Annotated in this window: 19 protein-coding genes and 1 tRNA gene; 14 read left to right on the forward strand and 6 right to left on the reverse strand. The window is 70.6% G+C overall.

Features of this window, described 5'->3' with window-relative positions:
- Positions 1–24 precede the first annotated feature (24 nt).
- The 6 genes from KUM40_RS10185 to KUM40_RS10210 all read left to right on the forward strand — a co-directional run bounded on the left by KUM40_RS10185 (position 25) and on the right by KUM40_RS10210 (position 4,629).
- Positions 25–462, forward strand: coding sequence for a DUF3052 domain-containing protein (locus KUM40_RS10185; RefSeq protein ID WP_007449195.1), 438 nt, complete (start codon positions 25–27; stop codon positions 460–462).
- A 122-nt stretch (positions 463–584) separates the two neighbouring features.
- Positions 585–1,043 carry a peroxiredoxin gene (locus tag KUM40_RS10190; protein WP_217165298.1) on the forward strand — a complete coding sequence of 153 codons (459 nt, stop codon included), beginning with the start codon at positions 585–587 and terminating at the stop codon, positions 1,041–1,043.
- Positions 1,044–1,219: 176 nt separating this feature from the next.
- Complete coding sequence (locus tag KUM40_RS10195) at positions 1,220–1,795, forward strand: calcium homeostasis/redox stress adaptation protein (RefSeq protein ID WP_217165300.1); 576 nt, start codon at positions 1,220–1,222, stop codon at positions 1,793–1,795.
- Between the two features lie 176 nt (positions 1,796–1,971).
- On the forward strand, positions 1,972–2,547 hold the full coding sequence (locus KUM40_RS10200; protein ID WP_217165302.1) for a TerD family protein: 576 nt from the start codon (positions 1,972–1,974) through the stop codon (positions 2,545–2,547).
- Positions 2,548–2,596: 49 nt separating this feature from the next.
- Positions 2,597–3,739 (forward strand): DUF475 domain-containing protein, encoded by a 1,143-nt coding sequence (locus KUM40_RS10205; RefSeq protein ID WP_217165304.1) that lies wholly within the window; start codon positions 2,597–2,599, stop codon positions 3,737–3,739.
- A gap of 152 nt (positions 3,740–3,891) precedes the next feature.
- Complete coding sequence (locus tag KUM40_RS10210) at positions 3,892–4,629, forward strand: Tellurium resistance (protein WP_217165306.1); 738 nt, start codon at positions 3,892–3,894, stop codon at positions 4,627–4,629.
- 109 nt (positions 4,630–4,738) lie between these two features.
- On the opposite strand, the gene KUM40_RS10215 is transcribed toward KUM40_RS10210, so the two are convergent.
- Positions 4,739–5,704 carry a TerD family protein gene (locus KUM40_RS10215; RefSeq protein ID WP_217165308.1) on the reverse strand — a complete coding sequence of 322 codons (966 nt, stop codon included), beginning with the start codon at positions 5,702–5,704 and terminating at the stop codon, positions 4,739–4,741.
- A 208-nt stretch (positions 5,705–5,912) separates the two neighbouring features.
- Here KUM40_RS10215 and KUM40_RS10220 point away from each other — a divergent pair, with 208 nt between their 5' ends.
- The 3 genes from KUM40_RS10220 (at position 5,913) to KUM40_RS10230 (ending at position 10,573) form a co-directional block, all read left to right on the forward strand.
- Positions 5,913–7,079, forward strand: coding sequence for an HpcH/HpaI aldolase/citrate lyase family protein (locus KUM40_RS10220; RefSeq protein WP_217165311.1), 1,167 nt, complete (start codon positions 5,913–5,915; stop codon positions 7,077–7,079).
- A 78-nt stretch (positions 7,080–7,157) separates the two neighbouring features.
- Positions 7,158–9,761 (forward strand): phosphoribosyltransferase, encoded by a 2,604-nt coding sequence (locus tag KUM40_RS10225; RefSeq protein ID WP_217165313.1) that lies wholly within the window; start codon positions 7,158–7,160, stop codon positions 9,759–9,761.
- A complete protein-coding gene (locus tag KUM40_RS10230) occupies positions 9,761–10,573 on the forward strand; it encodes an HAD family hydrolase (protein ID WP_217165315.1) in 813 nt (270 codons plus the stop codon). The genes KUM40_RS10225 and KUM40_RS10230 overlap by 1 nt, the downstream gene beginning before the upstream one ends.
- Here KUM40_RS10230 and KUM40_RS10235 read toward each other — a convergent pair.
- Positions 10,491–11,360 (reverse strand): DedA family protein, encoded by an 870-nt coding sequence (locus tag KUM40_RS10235; protein WP_217165317.1) that lies wholly within the window; start codon positions 11,358–11,360, stop codon positions 10,491–10,493. The genes KUM40_RS10230 and KUM40_RS10235 overlap by 83 nt on opposite strands.
- A gap of 132 nt (positions 11,361–11,492) precedes the next feature.
- Here KUM40_RS10235 and KUM40_RS10240 point away from each other — a divergent pair, with 132 nt between their 5' ends.
- Both KUM40_RS10240 and KUM40_RS10245 read left to right on the forward strand, forming a co-directional pair.
- On the forward strand, positions 11,493–12,635 hold the full coding sequence (locus tag KUM40_RS10240; protein WP_217165319.1) for a sensor histidine kinase: 1,143 nt from the start codon (positions 11,493–11,495) through the stop codon (positions 12,633–12,635).
- Complete coding sequence (locus KUM40_RS10245) at positions 12,626–13,270, forward strand: response regulator transcription factor (RefSeq protein WP_217165321.1); 645 nt, start codon at positions 12,626–12,628, stop codon at positions 13,268–13,270. The genes KUM40_RS10240 and KUM40_RS10245 overlap by 10 nt, the downstream gene beginning before the upstream one ends.
- Before the next feature lie 24 nt (positions 13,271–13,294).
- Here KUM40_RS10245 and KUM40_RS10250 read toward each other — a convergent pair whose 3' ends face one another.
- The 3 genes from KUM40_RS10250 to KUM40_RS10260 form a co-directional block, all read right to left on the reverse strand.
- Complete coding sequence (locus tag KUM40_RS10250) at positions 13,295–13,525, reverse strand: zinc ribbon domain-containing protein (protein WP_217165322.1); 231 nt, start codon at positions 13,523–13,525, stop codon at positions 13,295–13,297.
- Between the two features lie 114 nt (positions 13,526–13,639).
- Positions 13,640–15,055 carry a hypothetical protein gene (locus KUM40_RS10255; protein ID WP_217165324.1) on the reverse strand — a complete coding sequence of 472 codons (1,416 nt, stop codon included), beginning with the start codon at positions 15,053–15,055 and terminating at the stop codon, positions 13,640–13,642.
- A gap of 71 nt (positions 15,056–15,126) precedes the next feature.
- Positions 15,127–15,897: a DUF4097 family beta strand repeat-containing protein gene (locus tag KUM40_RS10260; RefSeq protein WP_217165327.1), complete on the reverse strand. Its 771-nt coding sequence runs from the start codon at positions 15,895–15,897 to the stop codon at positions 15,127–15,129.
- Between the two features lie 226 nt (positions 15,898–16,123).
- Here KUM40_RS10260 and KUM40_RS10265 point away from each other — a divergent pair.
- From KUM40_RS10265 to KUM40_RS10275, 3 genes are all read left to right on the forward strand, one after another.
- Positions 16,124–16,198, forward strand: a tRNA-Val gene (locus tag KUM40_RS10265).
- 83 nt (positions 16,199–16,281) lie between these two features.
- Complete coding sequence (locus tag KUM40_RS10270; RefSeq protein WP_217165329.1) at positions 16,282–16,767, forward strand: DUF6153 family protein; 486 nt, start codon at positions 16,282–16,284, stop codon at positions 16,765–16,767.
- 83 nt (positions 16,768–16,850) lie between these two features.
- Positions 16,851–17,540, forward strand: a complete 690-nt coding sequence (locus tag KUM40_RS10275) for a DUF305 domain-containing protein (RefSeq protein ID WP_217165331.1) — start codon at positions 16,851–16,853, stop codon at positions 17,538–17,540.
- A 38-nt stretch (positions 17,541–17,578) separates the two neighbouring features.
- On the opposite strand, the gene KUM40_RS10280 is transcribed toward KUM40_RS10275, so the two are convergent.
- On the reverse strand, positions 17,579–17,935 hold the full coding sequence (locus tag KUM40_RS10280) for a hypothetical protein (protein ID WP_217165333.1): 357 nt from the start codon (positions 17,933–17,935) through the stop codon (positions 17,579–17,581).
- Positions 17,936–18,115 lie beyond the last annotated feature (180 nt).

Below are 18,115 nucleotides of genomic sequence, written 5' to 3' on the forward strand. Positions count from 1 at the left end.
CGAAACATGATCAGGAGGCAACCCGTGAGCGCGACCGCGGACCACGCGGAGGAGCGGACGAACCCTGCCGCCAGGCTGGGGTTCCAGCCCGGGCAGGTGGTCCAGGAGATCGGCTACGACGACGACGTCGACCAGGAGCTCCGCGAGGCCATTGAGGGCGCCGTCGAGGGCGAGCTGGTGGACGAGGACTACGAGGACGTGGCCGATGCCGTCGTGCTGTGGTTCCGTGACGACGACGGCGACCTGACGGATGCGCTGGTGGATGCCACCACGTACATCGAAGAAGGCGGGTCGATCCTCCTTCTCACGCCGAAGACCGGCCGTGACGGGTACGTCGAGGCCAGTGACATCTCGGAGGCGTCGACGACCGCCGGACTGACGGCGTCCAAGAGCGTCAGCGTCGGCAAGGACTGGAGCGGCAGCCGGCTGGCTACGCCCAAGGCCGCAAAGTCCAAGCGGTAGCCCCGGCTCCGCACCACCCGGACTCCGGACGGGCCGACCGCGGTCGGCCCGTCCGCGGGTTCGCGATCGTCCCTGCGTAGGGTGTTTCCAGCGAACCATCCTCGGAAGGGACGAAACAGGACATGGCGATCCAGGTAGGCGACAAGGCCCCCGACTTCGAACTCAAGGACAACCACGGCGCGACCGTCCGGCTGTCCGACTTCCGCGGCCGGAAGAACGTCGTGGTGCTCTTCTACCCCTTCGCCTTCACCGGCGTGTGCACCGGCGAGCTGTGCGAGATGCGCGACAACCTGCCGCAGTTCTCCGACCGCGACACCCAGGTGCTCGCCGTTTCCAACGACTCCATCCACACCCTGCGCGTCTTCGCCGAGCAGGAGGGTCTGGAGTACCCGCTGCTGTCCGACTTCTGGCCGCACGGCAACGTCTCGCGCGCCTACGGCGTCTTCGACGAGGACAAGGGTTGTGCCGTCCGCGGCACCTTCATCATCGACCGGGAGGGCGTCGTGCGCTGGACCGTGGTCAACGGCCTGCCGGACGCCCGTGACCTGACCGAGTACGTGAAGGCGCTCGACACCCTGTGACCGGCGCCCCCGCCGTTCGGCATCACGGCTCGCCGTGTCGACTCCACGTGTCGACACCACGTGATTTGTCGCCTCCGGGGACTGCGGGGCGCGGGAACCCGTCACTAGGATCGAATCGTTGATCCGATATCCATGCACTACGGGGCACCCCGCCCCTGGACACCAATGGAGGACTCGTGGGAGTCAGCCTCAGCAAGGGCGGCAACGTTTCGCTGACCAAGGAGGCCCCCGGCCTGACCGCGGTCATCGTCGGTCTGGGGTGGGACATCCGTTCCACGACCGGCACCGACTTCGACCTCGACGCCAGCGCGCTGCTGCTGAACAGCGCCGGCAAGGTCGCCAGCGACGCGCACTTCATCTTCTTCAACAACCTGAAGAGCCCGGACGGATCCGTCGAGCACACCGGCGACAACACCACCGGTGAGGGCGAGGGCGACGACGAGCAGATCAAGATCAACCTCGCCGGCGTCCCGGCCGACATCGAGAAGGTCGTCTTCCCGGTCTCGATCTACGACGCCGAGAACCGCCAGCAGTCCTTCGGCCAGGTCCGCAACGCGTTCATCCGCGTCGTCAACCAGGCCGGCGAGGCCGAGATCGCCCGCTACGACCTGAGCGAGGACGCCTCCACGGAGACCGCCATGGTCTTCGGCGAGCTGTACCGGCACGGTGCGGAGTGGAAGTTCCGGGCCATCGGCCAGGGCTATGCCTCCGGCCTGCGCGGCATCGCCCAGGACTTCGGCGTGAACGTCTGAGCGACCCGGCCACCGGCCACCGGCCACCGGGGCGACGGCCTCGAACGTCCGGCGAGGCGATGATCTCGATACGTCCGGCGAGGCCACCGTCTCGATACGTCCGGCGCCGCACGGTTTACGTGCGGCGCCGGACGCGCAGGAACCCAAGAACCATCACCCGGGGAGGGACCATCACCATGGGCGTCACGCTTGCCAAGGGAGGCAACGTCTCCCTGTCCAAGGCCGCACCGAACCTCACACAGGTACTGGTCGGGCTCGGCTGGGACGCGCGTTCCACCACCGGAGCACCCTTCGACCTCGACGCCAGCGCACTCGCGTGCAGCAGTGGCCGGGTGCTCGGCGACGAGTGGTTCGTCTTCTACAACCAGCTCAAGAGCCCGGACGGCTCGATCGAGCACACCGGCGACAATCTCACCGGCGAGGGGGACGGCGACGACGAGTCGGTGCTGGTCGACCTCTCCAACGTGCCCGCCCACTGCGACAAGATCGTCTTTCCGGTCTCGATCCACATGGCCGACGAGCGCGGCCAGACCTTCGGCCAGGTCAGCAACGCCTTCATCCGGGTCGTCAACCAGGCCGACGGCCAGGAGCTGGCCCGCTACGACCTCAGTGAGGACGCCTCCTCGGAGACCGCGATGATCTTCGGCGAGCTCTACCGCTACCAGGGCGAGTGGAAGTTCCGTGCAGTGGGACAGGGGTACGCGTCGGGGCTTCGGGGCATCGCTCTAGACTTCGGAGTCAACGTTTCGTAAAGCCGAGTACGGCGCGGGGGAGCCCCGTACACACACGATTGGGTAGCCAGTGCTTCTGAAAACCTTCGGCTGGTCGTTCGCGGTCACCGCGCTCGGCCTGGTCGCGGCGGTCTTCTACGGGGGGTGGACCGCCTTCGGCATCGTGGCGATCCTCTCCGTCCTGGAGATCTCGCTGTCCTTCGACAACGCGGTGATCAACGCCGGGATCCTGAAGAAGATGAATGCCTTCTGGCAGAAGATCTTCCTCACCATCGGCGTTCTCATCGCCGTCTTCGGCATGCGCCTGGTGTTCCCGGTCGTGATCGTGGCGGTCAGTGCCCAGCTCGGACCGATCGAGGCCGTCGACCTCGCGCTCACCGACAAGGACCGCTATCAGGAGCTGGTGACGGACGCCCATCCGTCCATCGCCGCCTTCGGTGGCATGTTCCTCCTGATGATCTTCCTCGACTTCATCTTCGAGGACCGGGACATCAAGTGGCTGGCCTGGCTGGAGCGCCCGCTGGCCAAGCTCGGCAAGGTCGACATGCTGTCGGTCTGCATCGCCCTGATCGTGCTGCTGATCTCCTCCATCACCTTCGCCACCAACGCCCACCAGCACGGCGGTACGCACGCCGACAAGGCGGAAACCGTTCTGCTCGCCGGCATCGCGGGCCTGATCACCTACATGATCGTCGGCGGTCTCTCCGGCTTCTTCGAGGACAAACTCGAAGAGGAGGAGGAACGCGAGCACGAGGCGGAGGAGGCGGCCGCCCGCGCCGGCAAGCCCAAGTCGGCGGTCGCCCTGGCCGGCAAGGCCGCGTTCTTCATGTTCCTCTACCTGGAGGTCCTGGACGCGTCCTTCTCCTTCGACGGTGTCATCGGCGCCTTCGCCGTCACCAACGACATCGTCCTGATGGCCCTCGGCCTCGGCATCGGCGCCATGTACGTCAGGTCGCTCACGGTCTACCTGGTCCGCCAGGGCACCCTCGACGACTACGTCTACCTGGAGCACGGCGCCCACTACGCCATCGGCGCCCTGGCGATCATCCTGCTGGTCACCATCCAGTACCAGATCCACGAGCTCATCACCGGCCTCGTCGGCGTCGTCCTGATCGGCTGGTCCTTCTGGTCCTCGGTGCGCCGCAACCGCGCATTGGCGGCGACCGGGGGAGACGGCGACCAGGAGAAGGCGGAGGTCTCCTCCGGGGTGTGAAACCCTTTCGTTCCCGGGCCGGGTTCGCCCCCGGTGCGCCTGCTCCGCTGGTGTGAACAGGGCCCGGGCGAGGAACGCTCTGTGCGGGGCGGCCGACGAGGACGACTCCTCGGGGGCCGCCCCGTCGGCGGTCGAGTGAAGGTGGGGCGGGAATGGGCTTCTTGGACGGGCTGAGGCGCGGCCGCGAGTCCGAGTTCGACTCGGGCAGCGCGGCGACCAACTCCATCCAGTTGACCAAACGGCACAGCCAGGTCTCCCTGACCAAGCAGGGCGCGGCGACCGGCAATCTGCGCATCAACCTCTCCTGGCGGATGCGGACCTCGGACATCAGGGGCGTCCAGCGGGAGAGCCTGCTGCGGCACCCCTTCAAGGCGCTCAAGCCCCCCGAGGTCGTCGGCCACAGCCAGAGCATGGTCAACGTCGACCTCGACCTCGGCTGTCTCTACGAACTCATGGACGGCACCCGCGGCGTCGTCCAGCCGCTCGGCGGCTTCCTGGGCGACGTCAACGGCCCGCCGTACGTCAAACTCAGCGGCGACGACCGGTTCGGCTCGGCCTCCGGCGAGACGATCTACGTCAACCTCGACCACAAGGACGCCATCAAGCGCCTGCTGCTCTTCGCCTACATCTACGACCAGACCCCCGCCTTCGACCGGACGCACGCCATTGTCACGCTCTACCCGAGCAACGGCCCCCGCATCGAGATAGGCCTCGACGAGCGGCATCCGCAGGCCCGGTCCTGCGCCGTGGTGATGATCGAGAACGTCAAGGGCGAGATCTTCGTCCGCCGCGAGGTGAAGTTCGTGTACGGCTTCCAGGGAGAACTGGACCGGCTGTACGGGTGGGGCCTGCAATGGGGCCGGGGACACAAGAGCAAGGCGGACCGATGAGTCCCGCCCCGCATCACTGAGCCGCCACGCGGCGCGGTCTGTGACACGTCACACGGTCGGTCCTGTGACGCGTCACACGGCCGGGCCCCCGCGGCGGCCGGCGAGGCGACTACCGTCCGACGAACTGCGGGCCCTGCGGGGGCAGCCGGAAGTCCGGATCGGGCACGCCCGTGACCGGCTGCGGATAGCCGTAGCCGGACTGCGCGCCGGCGGCCCCGGCCGCCGCGGGCGCCTGCGGATAGCCGTACCCGGACCGTGCGGCGGCCGGCTGCGGATAACCGTAGGCGGGCTGCGTCGTCGGCGGCTGCTGCGGATAGCCGTACGTGGGCTGTGCGGGTACGCCGGCGGGCTGCTCCGGCGGCAGCGGCCGCGAGGCCTCCGGGAGGGGCTGCACGGTCGTCGGCTGGTCGTCGGGACCGACCACCGGAGCGGCGGGCGCGGACCGGGCCGGTGTCGGCCGGTCGGGTGTGGACTGAGAGGGAGCGGACGGGACCGGTTCGGGCCGGGGGGCCGACATGGGGTCGTCCGCCCCCTCCGACTCGTCCACCGAGATGCCGAAGTCGGTGGCCAGGCCCGTGAGCCCGTTGGAATACCCCTCACCCAGCGCCCGGAACTTCCAGCCGTCCCCGCGCCGGTACAGCTCACCGCAGATCAGCGCCGTCTCCTGACCGGTCTCCGGTTTGACGTCGAAGTACGCCAGCGGTTCCGCGTCGGCCGAGGCGTCGTGCAGCAGGATGCGCAGTGACCGGACCCGGTCGAAGGTGACGCCGTCCGCCGACGCGACCAGCAGGATCCGCCCCACGGAGGGCTCGACCCCGGAGAGATCTGTCTGGATCGTGTCCGTCAGGCCCTCGGTGACCCGCTTCTTGCCGAGCCGCCAGACCTGCCCGGAGGGGTGCCGGGGCTGGTTGTAGAAGACGAAGTCCTCGTCGGAACGCACGCGGTCGTCCGGCCCCAGCAGCAACGCGGAGGCGTCGACGTCGGGAACCCCCTGCCCGGGTGTCCAGCGCAGCACGGCGCGTACCGTGGTGGCTTGCAGCGGGACGTTCGACCCCTTCAGCATCGCGTGCGTCATGCCGTCATCCTGCCCTCTCGGTCCTGGTCACGACAACGCGGGGGCGGGTACTCGGTTCGTGTCCGCTCGCCCCGGGTGGCCATCGCCGACATGGCCGGGTTACCTGGAATTCATGCCCGGTGGGAACCTCCGACATGGATATGTACGTACTATTACCGGCCACCTTTCGACGATTCACAGGTTGCCCAGACACCACGGGGGAGTTTAAATGCGTCATTTCGGACAGATAGCCCCTGATGTGCGGAAGCGTCTCTTTCATCAGGAGCCCTGCTCCTTCACGGCGGACGCCCCGGCCCGGCTGCTGTCCGCGGCCCTGGGTGCCACGCTCTACAGCCCGGCCACCAGACCGGGCCTCGCCGACGACATCCTGAAGCAGAGCGCGCGCGGGCTGGTGTCGATGGTGCTGTGCCTGGAGGACTCGATCGACGACGCGGACGTACCCGTCGGCGAGGCGAACCTCGTCCGCCAGCTCACGGACCTGGCGAAACGTTCCCCTTCCGACCTCCCCCTGCTGTTCATCCGGGTCCGTACCCCCGAGCAGATACCCGACCTCGCACGGCGCCTCGGCCCCGCCGTGCGGCTGCTGTCCGGATTCGTGCTGCCGAAGTTCACCGAGGAACGCGGCATGCCCTTCCTGGAGGCGCTCTCCGCCTCCGAGACCGCCAGCGGCCGCAGACTCTTCGCCATGCCCGTGCTGGAGTCCCCGGACCTGCTGTACCGGGAGTCCCGGGTACAGACGCTGGAGGGCATCTTCCGCGCGGTCGACAAGTACCGCGACCGCGTACTCGCCCTGCGGCTCGGCGTGACCGACTTCTGCTCCTCCTACGGGCTGCGCAGAGGCCCCGACATGACGGCCTACGACGTCCAGATCGTCGCCTCCGTGATCGCCGACGTGGTGAACATGCTCGCCCGCGCCGACGGCACCGGATTCACGGTGACCGGACCGGTGTGGGAGTACTTCCGCGTCCAGGAGAGGATGTTCAAACCGCAACTGCGCCAGAGCCCCTTCCTGGAAGGACAGGCCGTCGAACTCCGCCAGAAGCTCATCGAGCACTCGATGGACGGCCTGCTGCGGGAGATCTCCCTCGACCGTGCCAACGGCCTGCTCGGCAAGACCTGCATCCACCCCTCGCACGTCCTCCCCGTGCACGCGCTGTCCGTCGTCAGCCACGAGGAGTTCAGCGACGCCCAGGACATCCTGCGGCCCGAACGGTGCGGCGGCGGTGTGATGAGGTCGGCCTACACGAACAAGATGAACGAGGTGAAGCCCCACCGAGCCTGGGCCGAGCGGACACTGCTGCGCGCCGAGATCTTCGGGGTGGCGAACGAGGACATCGGCTTCGTGGAGCTGCTCGCCGCCGGCCTGTCCGACTGAACGCAAGGAACCCATGACCGACACCAGGGCCCATGCCGCGATGGACAAGCCACGATGGACAACGGGAGGCACCAGCACATGACCGAGAGGGCGCACGCCGAGGGACGCGCCGGAGTGTGGTCCGGCAACTGGGTCGCCGAGCGGCTCGGCGTCGAACTCACCGGCGACGACACGCTGACCGGCCTGCTGGGCCTCGCCCTGCGCCGCAACCCCAAGCGGGCGCACCTGCTCGTCTCCAACGTGCTCGGCAAACACGTTCCGCAGTCGCCCTCCGTCGTGTACGGCCACGGCGTCGCCCTCGGCCGGCGCGTCCGTGAACTGCTCGGCACGGAGGCGGCCGGACACGCGGTCGTCCTCGGCTACGCGGAGACCGCCACCGGACTCGGCCACTCCGTTGCCGACGGCCTGGGCCTCGCCCCCTACCTGCACTCCACCCGCCGTCCGGTCACCGGAGTCGCCCGGGCGGGCGGCTTCGAGGAGTCCCACTCGCACGCGACCTCCCACCTCCTGCTGCCGGAGGATCCGGCGCTGCTGGCGGGCGACGGGCCACTGGTCCTCGTCGACGACGAGTTCTCCACCGGAAACACGGTGCTCAACACCATCCGCGCCCTGCACGAGCGCTATCCCCGCAAGCGGTACGTCGTGGTGGCCCTGGTCGACATGCGCTCGTCCGCGGACGCCGGCCGGCTGGAGGACTTCGCCCGGGAGATCGGCGCCCGCGTGGACCTGGTGACCACCGCCTCGGGCACCGTCCAACTGCCGCCGGGCGTGCTGGAGAAGGGCCAGGAACTGGTCGCCCGCCACGAGACGCCCGGCACGGACGGCGCGCCGGACGCCGCAGCCCCCGCAGCGGCCCCCGCAGCGGCCTCCGCGGCGGCCCCCGCAGCGGCCTCCGCGGCGGCCCCCGCAGCGGCCTCCGCGGCGGCCCCCGCAGCGGCCTCCGCGGCGGCCCCCGCCGAGGCGTCCGCCCCGCAACCGTCCGGCTCCGTCGCACGGGTCGAGCTGGACTGGCCCGACAGGGTCCCCGACGGCGGGCGGCACGGGTTCACCGCAGCCCACCGGGACCGGCTGGAGGGCGCCCTGCCCGGCATGGCGGAGCGGATCGCCGAGGCGCTGCCCGCCGGGGCGCGCCGCGTGCTGGTCCTCGGCTTCGAGGAGCTCATGTACGCCCCGCTGCGACTGGCCCACGCGCTGGAGCAGACCACCGGCCTCGAGGTGCGCTACTCCACCACCACCCGCTCTCCCGTCCTCGCGGTCGACGACCCCGGCTACGCCATACGCACCCGCCTGGTCTTCCCCGCCCACGACGACCCGGCCGACGGCCCCGGCGAGCGCTACGCCTACAACGTCGCGGGCGCCGGCTTCGACGCCGTCGTCGCCGTCGTCGACTCGGTCGCCGACACCCTCGCGCTGCACGCCCCGGACGGACTGCCGGCCCGGCTCGCCGCCCACGTCCCACACGTCCTGCTCGCGGTCGTCCCGTCGTACGTCCCGCACAACCCGCACGCCCCCGAAAGGCCCTCCATGCTGCCCGAGCCCCTGCGCGGCCCCGACTTCTCCTCGTACGCGCCCGACGAGGTCGGCTGGCTGCTCCAGGACCTCTCGGACGTGACGCTGGAGGCGCCGACCGAGGAGCGCGAGGAGGCGATCCAGCGCGGCGGCGCACACTACGCCGAGTCGCTGCCCGTGGAGTACCAGCCCAGCGAGCAGTACCAGGACCTGTTCCACGCGGCGCTGGAGACGTCCGCGGCCCGGCTGGCGCGCGCCGTCGGTGCCGTCACCGAGATCGTGCTCGCGGAACGATCGCCCCGCCCCGTCCTGGTCTCCCTCGCCCGCGCGGGCACCCCAGTCGGTGTTCTGATGCGCCGCTGGGCGCAGTTCCGTCATGGTCTCGACCTCCCTCACTACGCCGTGTCGATCGTCCGGGGCCGCGGCATCGACGCCAACGCGCTGCGCTGGCTGGCCGACCACCACGACCCCGCCGACGTCGTCTTCGTCGACGGCTGGACCGGCAAGGGCGCCATCACCCGCGAACTCGCCGCGGCCCTGCTCGACTTCGAGGCCTCCGACGGCGTCACCGGCTTCGACCCGGAGATCGCCGTACTGGCCGACCCCGGTTCCTGCGTACGCACCTACGGCACGCGTGACGACTTCCTCATCCCCTCCGCCTGCCTCAACTCCACCGTCTCCGGCCTGATATCCCGCACCGTGCTCCGCGACGACCTGGTCGGCCCGCACGACTTCCACGGCGCGAAGTTCTACCGCGAACTCGCCGGCGCCGACCTGTCACCGGCCTTCCTCGACGCCGTCTCCGCCCGCTTCCCGGACGTCACCGACACGGTCGACGCCCAGGCGAAGGACCTCCTCTCCGCCGACCGCACCCCCACCTGGGAGGGCTGGGCCGCCGTCGAGCGCATCAGCGAGGAGTACGGCATCCACGACATGAACCTCGTCAAGCCCGGCGTCGGCGAGACCACCCGCGTGATGCTGCGCCGCGTCCCCTGGAAGGTGCTGGCCCGCGCCGGTGCCGGCACCGACCTGGACCATGTGCGCCTGCTGGCCGAACAGCGGGGCGTACCCGTGGAGGAGGTCGCCGACCTGCCCTACACCTGTGTCGGGCTGATCCACCCCCAGTACACGCGGGGCGCCACCGGCGCCGACGGCACGGCGGTGACGCTCTGATGCCGGTGCTCGTCGCCAGCGACCTCGACCGCACGCTCATCTACTCGGCGGCCGCGCTCGGACTGACCATGCCCGACCTGAGGGCACCACGCCTGCTGTGCGTGGAGGTCTACGAGAGCAAACCCCTCTCCTACATGACCGAGACGGCCGCCCAACTGCTGTCCGACCTCGGCGACACGGCGGTCTTCGTACCGACCACCACCCGGACCCGCAAGCAGTACCAGCGCATCAACCTCCCCGGCCCCGAGCCGAAGTACGCGATCTGCGCCAACGGCGGCCACCTGCTGGTGGACGGCGTCTCCGACCCCGATTGGCACGCGCGGGTGACCGCACGGCTGGCCGACGAATGCGCGTCGCTGGCCGAGGTCCGCGACCACCTGATGAACACCGCCGACCCACTGTGGGTGCGCAAGCACCGGGTCGCCGAGGACCTCTTCGCCTACCTCGTGGTCGAGCGTGAACTCCTGCCCGAGGACTGGGTGAAGGAACTCGCCGTGTGGGCCGAGAACCGCGGCTGGACCGTGTCCCTCCAGGGCCGCAAGATCTACGCCGTCCCCAAGCCGCTCACCAAGAGCGCCGCCGTGCACGAGGTCGCCCGCCGCAGCGGTGCCGAACTCACCCTCGCCGCAGGCGACTCACTCCTCGACGCCGACCTGCTTCTCGCCGCCGACCACGGCTGGCGCCCCGGCCACGGCGAACTGGCCGACTCCGATTGGACGGCTCCGACGATCAACGTCTTGCCCGAGCGCGGTGTCCTGGCCGGTGAGCGGATCCTGCGGGAGTTCCTGCGTGCGGTGAGCCCGGCTCGCTGACCCGGCCGCCCGGATCCCCGGCATCGTCCCCGGTGCCGGTGCCGGTGCCGGTGCCGGTGCCGGTGTCCGTGCCGGTGGTGTCGCTGTCGCCGTCGGCCGGCGGTCGTATGTCCTGCCGCCCGTCGCGTCCGCGGCCCCGCCTGCGATGGCCGGCTCCCGGCCGCAGCAGGCGCATCACGACGAAGACCAGCAGTGCCAGAGCGGCGATCGCGAGGATCACCTTCGAGTACGTGGAGGCGATGCCCGAGACCTCGGACCAGTTGTCCCCCAGGGCGTAGCCCGCGAGGACGAACACGGTGTTCCAGATCGCGCTGCCCAGCGTGGTCAGGGCGAGGAAGAGGGGCAGCCGCATCCGTTCGACACCCGCCGGCACGGAGATCAGGCTCCGGAAGATGGGAATCATCCGGCCGAAGAACACGGCCTTGGTCCCGTGCTTGAGGAACCACGCCTCCGTCTTCTCTATGTCGGACACCTTCACCAGCGGCAGCTTCCCCGCTATCGCCACCGTGCGGTCCCGGCCGAGCAGGGCTCCGATCCCGTACAGGGCGAGCGCGCCGATCACCGACCCCGCCGTCGTCCACAGCAGGACGGCGATCAGGTTCATCCGGCCGGAACTCGCCGCGAACCCGGCGAGCGGCAGGATCACCTCGCTCGGCAGGGGAGGGAAGAGATTCTCCAGAGCGATGGCAAGGCCGGCGCCCGGCGCGCCGAGCGCGTCCATGAGGTCGTTGATCCACTGCGGTGCCGCACCGTTGTCCACGGCCGGCTGCGCTGCGATGGCTGTCATGACGACCACGCTAGAAAATCTCGGCTGAAGGGACCCTGAGGAAGACCGCAGGATCGACTGCGGTGTACCGCAAGCGGGAATTGCGGTTTTCCGCAGTGTGCGCCACTACCGCGCCCGACTAGCCTCGCGATCATGCGAGAAATGGTGCGACGAGTAGTGCGGTGCGGGGTGGGCCTCATCATGGGGACCGCCGCGGCCGCCGTCGAGCTGCTCTTCGCCCTGCTGGCCGGCGCGGCCCTGCTGCCGGTGGCGGCCTGGCCGGAAGGACGCCGTGCCGTGCTGCGCCCGGTCCTCGCGAGCGCGCGGATACTGGCGGAGCTGGAGCGGGCCCGGCTGGGAATGTGGCTCGACCTGCGCGTCACACCCGCGTACGAAGACGTGCGGGCGCTGCGGTACGTGGCCTGCCACTGGGCGCTGGGCGTCCTCGGCGGGGTGGTGATGCTGACGGCCGCCATCGGCCTCGGGTACGGCACCTTCGGGATATACGGCTGGCTCCTGCTGGACGGCATACGCAACCCCGGTTCGTTCGTCCTGAGCAGTCTGGGCGGCTTCTTTCTCGTGTTCCTCGCCGTGCAGGGAATATTCGGCGTAGTCGGATTGGAGGGGCAGCTCGCCCGTCACTTCCTCGGCCCTCGCCACCAGGAGGAGCTGGAGCGACGGATCGCCGAGCTGTCCGCCAGCCGCGCCGCGGTGGTCGACGCGGTGAACGACGAACGGCGCCGCATCGAGCGGGACCTGCACGACGGTGTGCAGCAGCGTCTCGTCGCCCTCGGCATGCTGCTCGGCCGGGCCCGCCGCAGTCAGGACGCCGACCGCCGGAACCGGCTGCTGGGCCAGGCACACGACGAGAGCCGCCATGCCCTGGACGAACTGCGCGAGGTGGCCTGGCGGATCTATCCGACCACCCTGGACGAGGCAGGGCTGCGCGCGGCCCTGGAAACGGTCGCCGAGCGGGCGTCCGTGCCGGTGGGGGTGGAGTACGACCTCGCCGACGAGCCCGAGCAGGCCGTGGCGACCGTCGCGTACTTCGTGGTCTGCGAGGCGGTCACGAACGCGGTCAAACACGCGGCGCCGACCTGTATAAGCGTCGCCGTCAGAGCGGAGGAGGAGCGGATGTACGTGAGCGTGCGGGACGACGGCTGCGGCGGGGCGAACGCCGCCGGCAGCGGACTGTTCGGGCTCGCCCGGCGCGTCGCCGCCCTCGACGGCAGCCTCAGCGTGGTCAGCCCGCCGGGCGGGCCCACCCTCGTGGCCGCGGAGCTGCCATGCGGGTGATCCTCGCCGAGGACTCGACCCTGCTGAGGGAGGGGCTGGTGCGGCTGCTGGCGGAAGAGGGCCACGAGGTGCTCGCGGCCGTCGGCAATGCCGAGCTGCTCCTGAAGGCGGTCGCCGAGGATCCGCCGGACGTGGTCGTCGCCGATGTCCGGATGCCGCCCACGCACACGGACGAGGGCCTGCGCGCGGCCCTGGAGATACGCGGGCGCTGGCCGGAGGTCGGGGTGCTGGTGCTCTCGCAGTACGTCGAGAAGCGGTACGCGACCGAGCTGCTCACCGGAGAGACGGAAGGAGTCGGATACCTGCTCAAGGACCGGGTGGTCCAGGTCGACGAGTTCCTTGACGCGCTGGAGCGGGTGGCCGCCGGACGCGCCGCATTCGACCCGGAGGTCGTCCGTCAGTTGCTCGGCCGCACGACCCACACCGACCTGCTCGCCCGGCTCACCGTGCGGGAGCGGGACGTGCTGGCCGAGATGGCGCAGGGCCACACCAACGCGGCCATCGCCCGTCGCCTGCACATCTCGCAGAGCGCGGTGGAGAAGCACACCAACGCGATCTTCGACAAGCTGGAACTGTCCGGAGGTGAGGGCTATTCGCGCAGAGTGCTGGCAGTGCTGCGCTATCTCGGGAGCTGAGGGGAGGTGAGAGGGGAGCTGACCTCAGCCGCAGCAGCCGCCACCGCAGCAGCCGCCACCCCCACCGCCACCGCCACCGGGCGAGGGGGCCGGCGCGGAAGCGGAGGCCGAGCCGCCGACCGCGACCGTCGACAGCAGCTTCACCGTGTCGTCGTGGCCCGCCGGACAGGCGGCGGGGGCGGAGGACTCGGCCATGGGACGGCTCAGTTCGAAGGTGTCGCCGCAGCTCCGGCAGCGGTACTCGTAACGAGGCATGCGCACAGGTTAACCGGCGCGGTCGGCGGCCGACCCCGGCGGCGGAGAACCCGTCGCCACCGGCTCCCCGGTGACGGGGACGCCCGCCGGTCGGTGACGGGGAGCGCCCGCCGGTCAGTGACCTCCCCCGCGCTCCTCACGGATCTGGGTGACCACGTGGGCCACCGTCTGCCGGACCGCTTCCGTCTCCGTCAGGAAGTGCCAGTAGTCGGGGTGCCGGCCCTCCAGCGTGGTGATCGCCTGTTCCAGCCGGGCCACGGCGTCGTCCAGTGGGCGCGCGTGACGGGGGTCGGGGGTGTTGCGTCCGGCCATGGCCAGGCGCTGGGCGTCGCGGATCGCGAAGCGGGTGCGCTCGATCTCCTGCTGCGGGTCCTTCTGCACGGCGTTGAGCTGCCGCAGCCGGTCGCCGGCCGCCGAGACGGCCTCGTCGGTCGAGTTCAGCAGGGCTCGCACCGTCGACAGCAGGGCGGTGGCGTCGGGCCAGCGCTGCTCGTCGCGGGCGGTCTGCCCCTCGGCGAGTTTCCGCTCCGCCTGCCGGACCGATTCGGTGGCCTGGTCCGGCACCCCTTGGAGATCTTGCCAGCAGGCGGCGGTGAACCTGCGCCGCAGCTCGCTCAGTACCGGCTCGACCTGCTCGGTGCGGGTCGTCAGGGCCTGGGCGCGGGTGCGCAGGGAGACCAGGCGGTGGCTGATCTCGGCGGCGCGTTCGGGCAGCCGATCGGCCTCGGCGCGCACCGCCTCGGCCTCGCGGGTGACCCGTTCGGCCCGCTCGAGGGTCTGGGGCACTCCGTGCTGTCCCGCGCCCTGGTTCAGCCGGGTCAGCTCCGGGCCGAGGGTGGCGAGCCGGGCGGCGAGGTCGTCCGCCTTCAGCCCGGATCCACGCGCGGCGTCCAGGGCGTTGGAGGCGGCGAGCAGAGCCTGCCGGGCGCGCTCGACGGCGGGCGCCAGCCGCGCAAGCTGGGTCTCGGCCTTGCCGAGCAGGGGGCCGAGGCCCTCGGCGAAGCGGTCCAGTTCCTGCTTGACCCGGCCCAGCTCGTTCTTCGCGGCGGACAGTTCGGTGCGGGCCTGGGCGGCGGCCGAGGCCTCCAGGTCGTCCCGGTCCAGGTCGTGGGCATCGACGGCGCCGATGTACTGGTGGCTGACCTCGTCGATGCGCCGGCCGAGTGCCTCGAAGTCGGTGACCGCGCGCCGGGCGGCGGGGGAGGAGTCGACGGCCGCGATCGTCTCTATCGAGATCCGCAGGTCCCGCTGGGCGGTGTCCAGCTCGTAGAACGCGGCCGCCGCGTCGTCCTTCGCGGTCTGGGCCTCGGCCCGCTGGCTCTCGGCCCGCCCGCCGAACCAGCGCCGCGTACCGCCCCCGGCGAACGCGGCGGGCAGTGCGAGCACGGCGAGGAGCGGCAGGCCCATCAGGGTGAGCGTGTCACGGACCGCGCCGGGCGGGCGGCGGTGGGGGCGGCGGTAGGGGCGGTGCGGCAGGCGCCGGGCGCGCGCCACCATCGGCGAGTACGGCTGCGATGGTGTCGCCGTCACATCCCTCTCCCGTGTCGTCCGTCCTGCCCGGGTTCATTCTCCCACCCGTAAGGAACGAACACACGGGCCAGTCAGTTCGCGGTTCGGACCGTGACTTTGCCGTCACCGGTGCGGGCGTCCACCACGTGGGCGCTCGCACCGTCCCGGGGCACGGACACGTCGACCCCGCCGTCACCGGTCTTCGTCGACACCTTGTACGTGGCCCGGGGCAGGGTGATCGTCACGGAGCCGTCGCCGCTGCGGGACTCCACCAGGTCGGGGACGGTGCCGAGTTCGAGACGGACGGAGCCGTCGTTGGTGTGCGTGCTCACCCGACGGGAGGAGACCTCCGCGCGCACGGACCCGTCACCGGTGCGCACCTCAAGCGGTCCGGTCGAGTCGGTGACGTGCACGGACCCGTCGCCCGTGCGGATGCTCAGCGCGTCCCGGAACCCCCGTGCCCGTACGCTGCCGTCCCCGTCGTTCACGTTGACGGCGATGCCTCGCGGAACCTCGACGCGGTGTTTGGCCGCGCAGTCGGCGATCACGCCGGAGCAGTGCATCCGCAGCACCAGCCTGTCGCCGTCCATCTTCCAGGTCACCTCGGGATCCGAGCCGACGGCGACCGACCCGGAGAACCACCGGGTGACCTCGATCTCCCCGGACGCCTGGTCGTCCGAGGCGACGATCTCCAGGGCCGAGTCGCCGGAGTCGACGGTGAGCGTGCTGCCCTGGAGCGCGAACGACCGGTGCTCGGGTTCCTTGTCGTCCGAGGCGGAGGCGCAGGCGCTCAGGCCCGCGACGAGAACGGCGACGGTGCCGACGGCGGCGAACGCGCGGACGGGAACGGTACGGGCGGGCATGACGGTCTCCCCCTGGAACGGACGACGAGGTGCCCCGCCCGGACCCTCCGCAGTGCCGGAGACACCCTTTTCGACGAGGCTCTTCGACCGTACGGAGCACGGGCGCCCGGGGGGATCCGGGCCACTACCGGATCGAGGGTGGGGTTAACCCCCGCCCCGGCCGGAGTACGGCGCCAACACGTTTGCCGGGCGGTGCCCGGGGCCATGTAGGCTGTCCACTCGTCCTGGGTGCGTAGCTCAGGGGTAGAGCGCCTGCCTTACAAGCAGGATGTCGGCGGTTCGAAACCGTCCGCGCCCACCAGGACCGGCGCCGGTGTCGTCGGTGCGGGCCCCCGGAGATCTTCCGGGGGCCTTTCGCGTGCGGTGGTTCGTGCTCTCCCTAGGATGAGGTCCGTGAGGAGTTCCGAGCAGCACGTCCAGCGGCCGCCCGCGCGGTGGTGGCAGGCCGTGCGCGTGCTCGGGCTGCTCGCCGGGCTGATGGGCATGCACGGGCTCGCTCCCGGCGGCGGCCTCCCGGAGCACACCGATCGGCATCCCCACGCGTCGTCGGCGTCCTCAGCGCTTTCGGCGCCGCCGTCAACCCGGTCAACCCCGTCAACCCCGTCAGTCCTGTCCGCGTCGATGGCCGTCGACACGGCGCACGCCGGGTGCTCGCAGAACGACGGCTCCTGCGGCGGCGGACATCTCCAGCACGCCGACGCGGTGTGCGCGTCCGGCGCGGTGAGTGACGGGCCGGTGCTGCCGGCGCCTGTTCCCGACCCGGTCCCCGTCGTCGTGGGCGACGGGATCGTCCGCGCATACGCGGCCGACGCGCCGGACGGTGCGCGGGCACCGCCCTCCCTCGCCGAACTCCAACTCCTGCGGATTTAGACACACCACTCCCGCACACACGCCGCCCGAGCGCGGCGCGGTGCACCGGCATGTGTCAATCCCCCTCACAGCAGGAGTCACCCATGAACAGCATCCGTACCCTTACTCGCCGTACCGCGCTGGTGGCGGCGACGGCCACCGCCGCCCTCGTCCTCGCCGCCTGCGGGGGCGACGGTGGCGGCAACGGCCACGAAGGTCCGCACGGCTCCCCGTCCGCGAACGCCGACGCCGACTCCGGCGCAGGAAGCACCGCCGGGAACGAGTCCGGCGAGAACGCCCACAACGCCCAGGACGTCGCCTTCGCGCAGGGCATGATCCCGCACCACCGGCAGGCGCTGGAGATGGCCCGGCTGGCCGCCGACCGGTCGGCGTCGGCCGAGGTCGAGGACCTCGCCGCGCGCATCGAGAAGGCACAGGACCCGGAGATCACGACCATGACCGGCTGGCTGACGGCCTGGGGCGAGGAAGTGCCCCAGCCGACCGGGTCGACGGGGTCAACGGGTTCGATGCCAGGCATGGACCACTCGGCGCACTCGGGCATGCCCGGGATGATGGACGGCCAGGACATGGCGGAGCTGGAGAAGGCCTCGGGCCGGGCGTTCGACACCAAGTTCCTGACCATGATGGTCGAGCACCACGAGGGCGCCGTCGAGATGGCCGGGACCGAGAAGGCCAAGGGCGGCTACGCCCCCGCCAAGGCCCTGGCCGAGGACATCGTCACCGCACAGAACGCCGAGATCACCGAGATGAACACGCTCCTCGGCGAGGACTGACCCGGCAGTCCTCACGAGCCCCGCCCGGGCGATGCTCCTCAGGCGTCCCCGGGCGGGGGCTTCGGAAGCGGAACCTCGTGGGTGCGTTTCAGTTCCGATCTGGCGCTCACCTGGTCGGGGCCGGTTATCTCCGACCAGTACCGATGAGTGCTGACGAACACGGCCAGCTCGCGCTCGCGCCGGCGGAGCTTCTCGACCTCGGCCTGTTCGTCCGCCGACCAGCCGGGCGAGGCCGGGCGTTCGATCTTGCGCCAGCCGTTGTCGTCGCTGAATCCGTCGAGCGGCTCGACGGACCAGGGAAGCCTCTTCAGCAGGGCCGACAGCTCGGACCGGACCTGATGCAGTTCCTCCTGACCGGCGAGGAGATCACTGGGGAAATCATAGGTCGTAGCCACGCATCAATGATACGCCTGTTCGATTTTGAGGCGCGCGTTCCCTTCGGTGGTTCACGCGAAAGGGTGGCGCTGGGGCCGGGGCCCACTGATGCTCCTATTGCTGTCAAGCGGTCTGGATCCAGTCGCGGTAGGCGTGGGCCAGATCGTCGTCGCGGGTGAGCCCTCGTTCGAGTCTGGAGA

It is taken from the genome of Streptomyces sp. AC512_CC834 (genome assembly GCF_019049325.1).
Classification (GTDB): Bacteria; Actinomycetota; Actinomycetes; order Streptomycetales; family Streptomycetaceae; genus Streptomyces.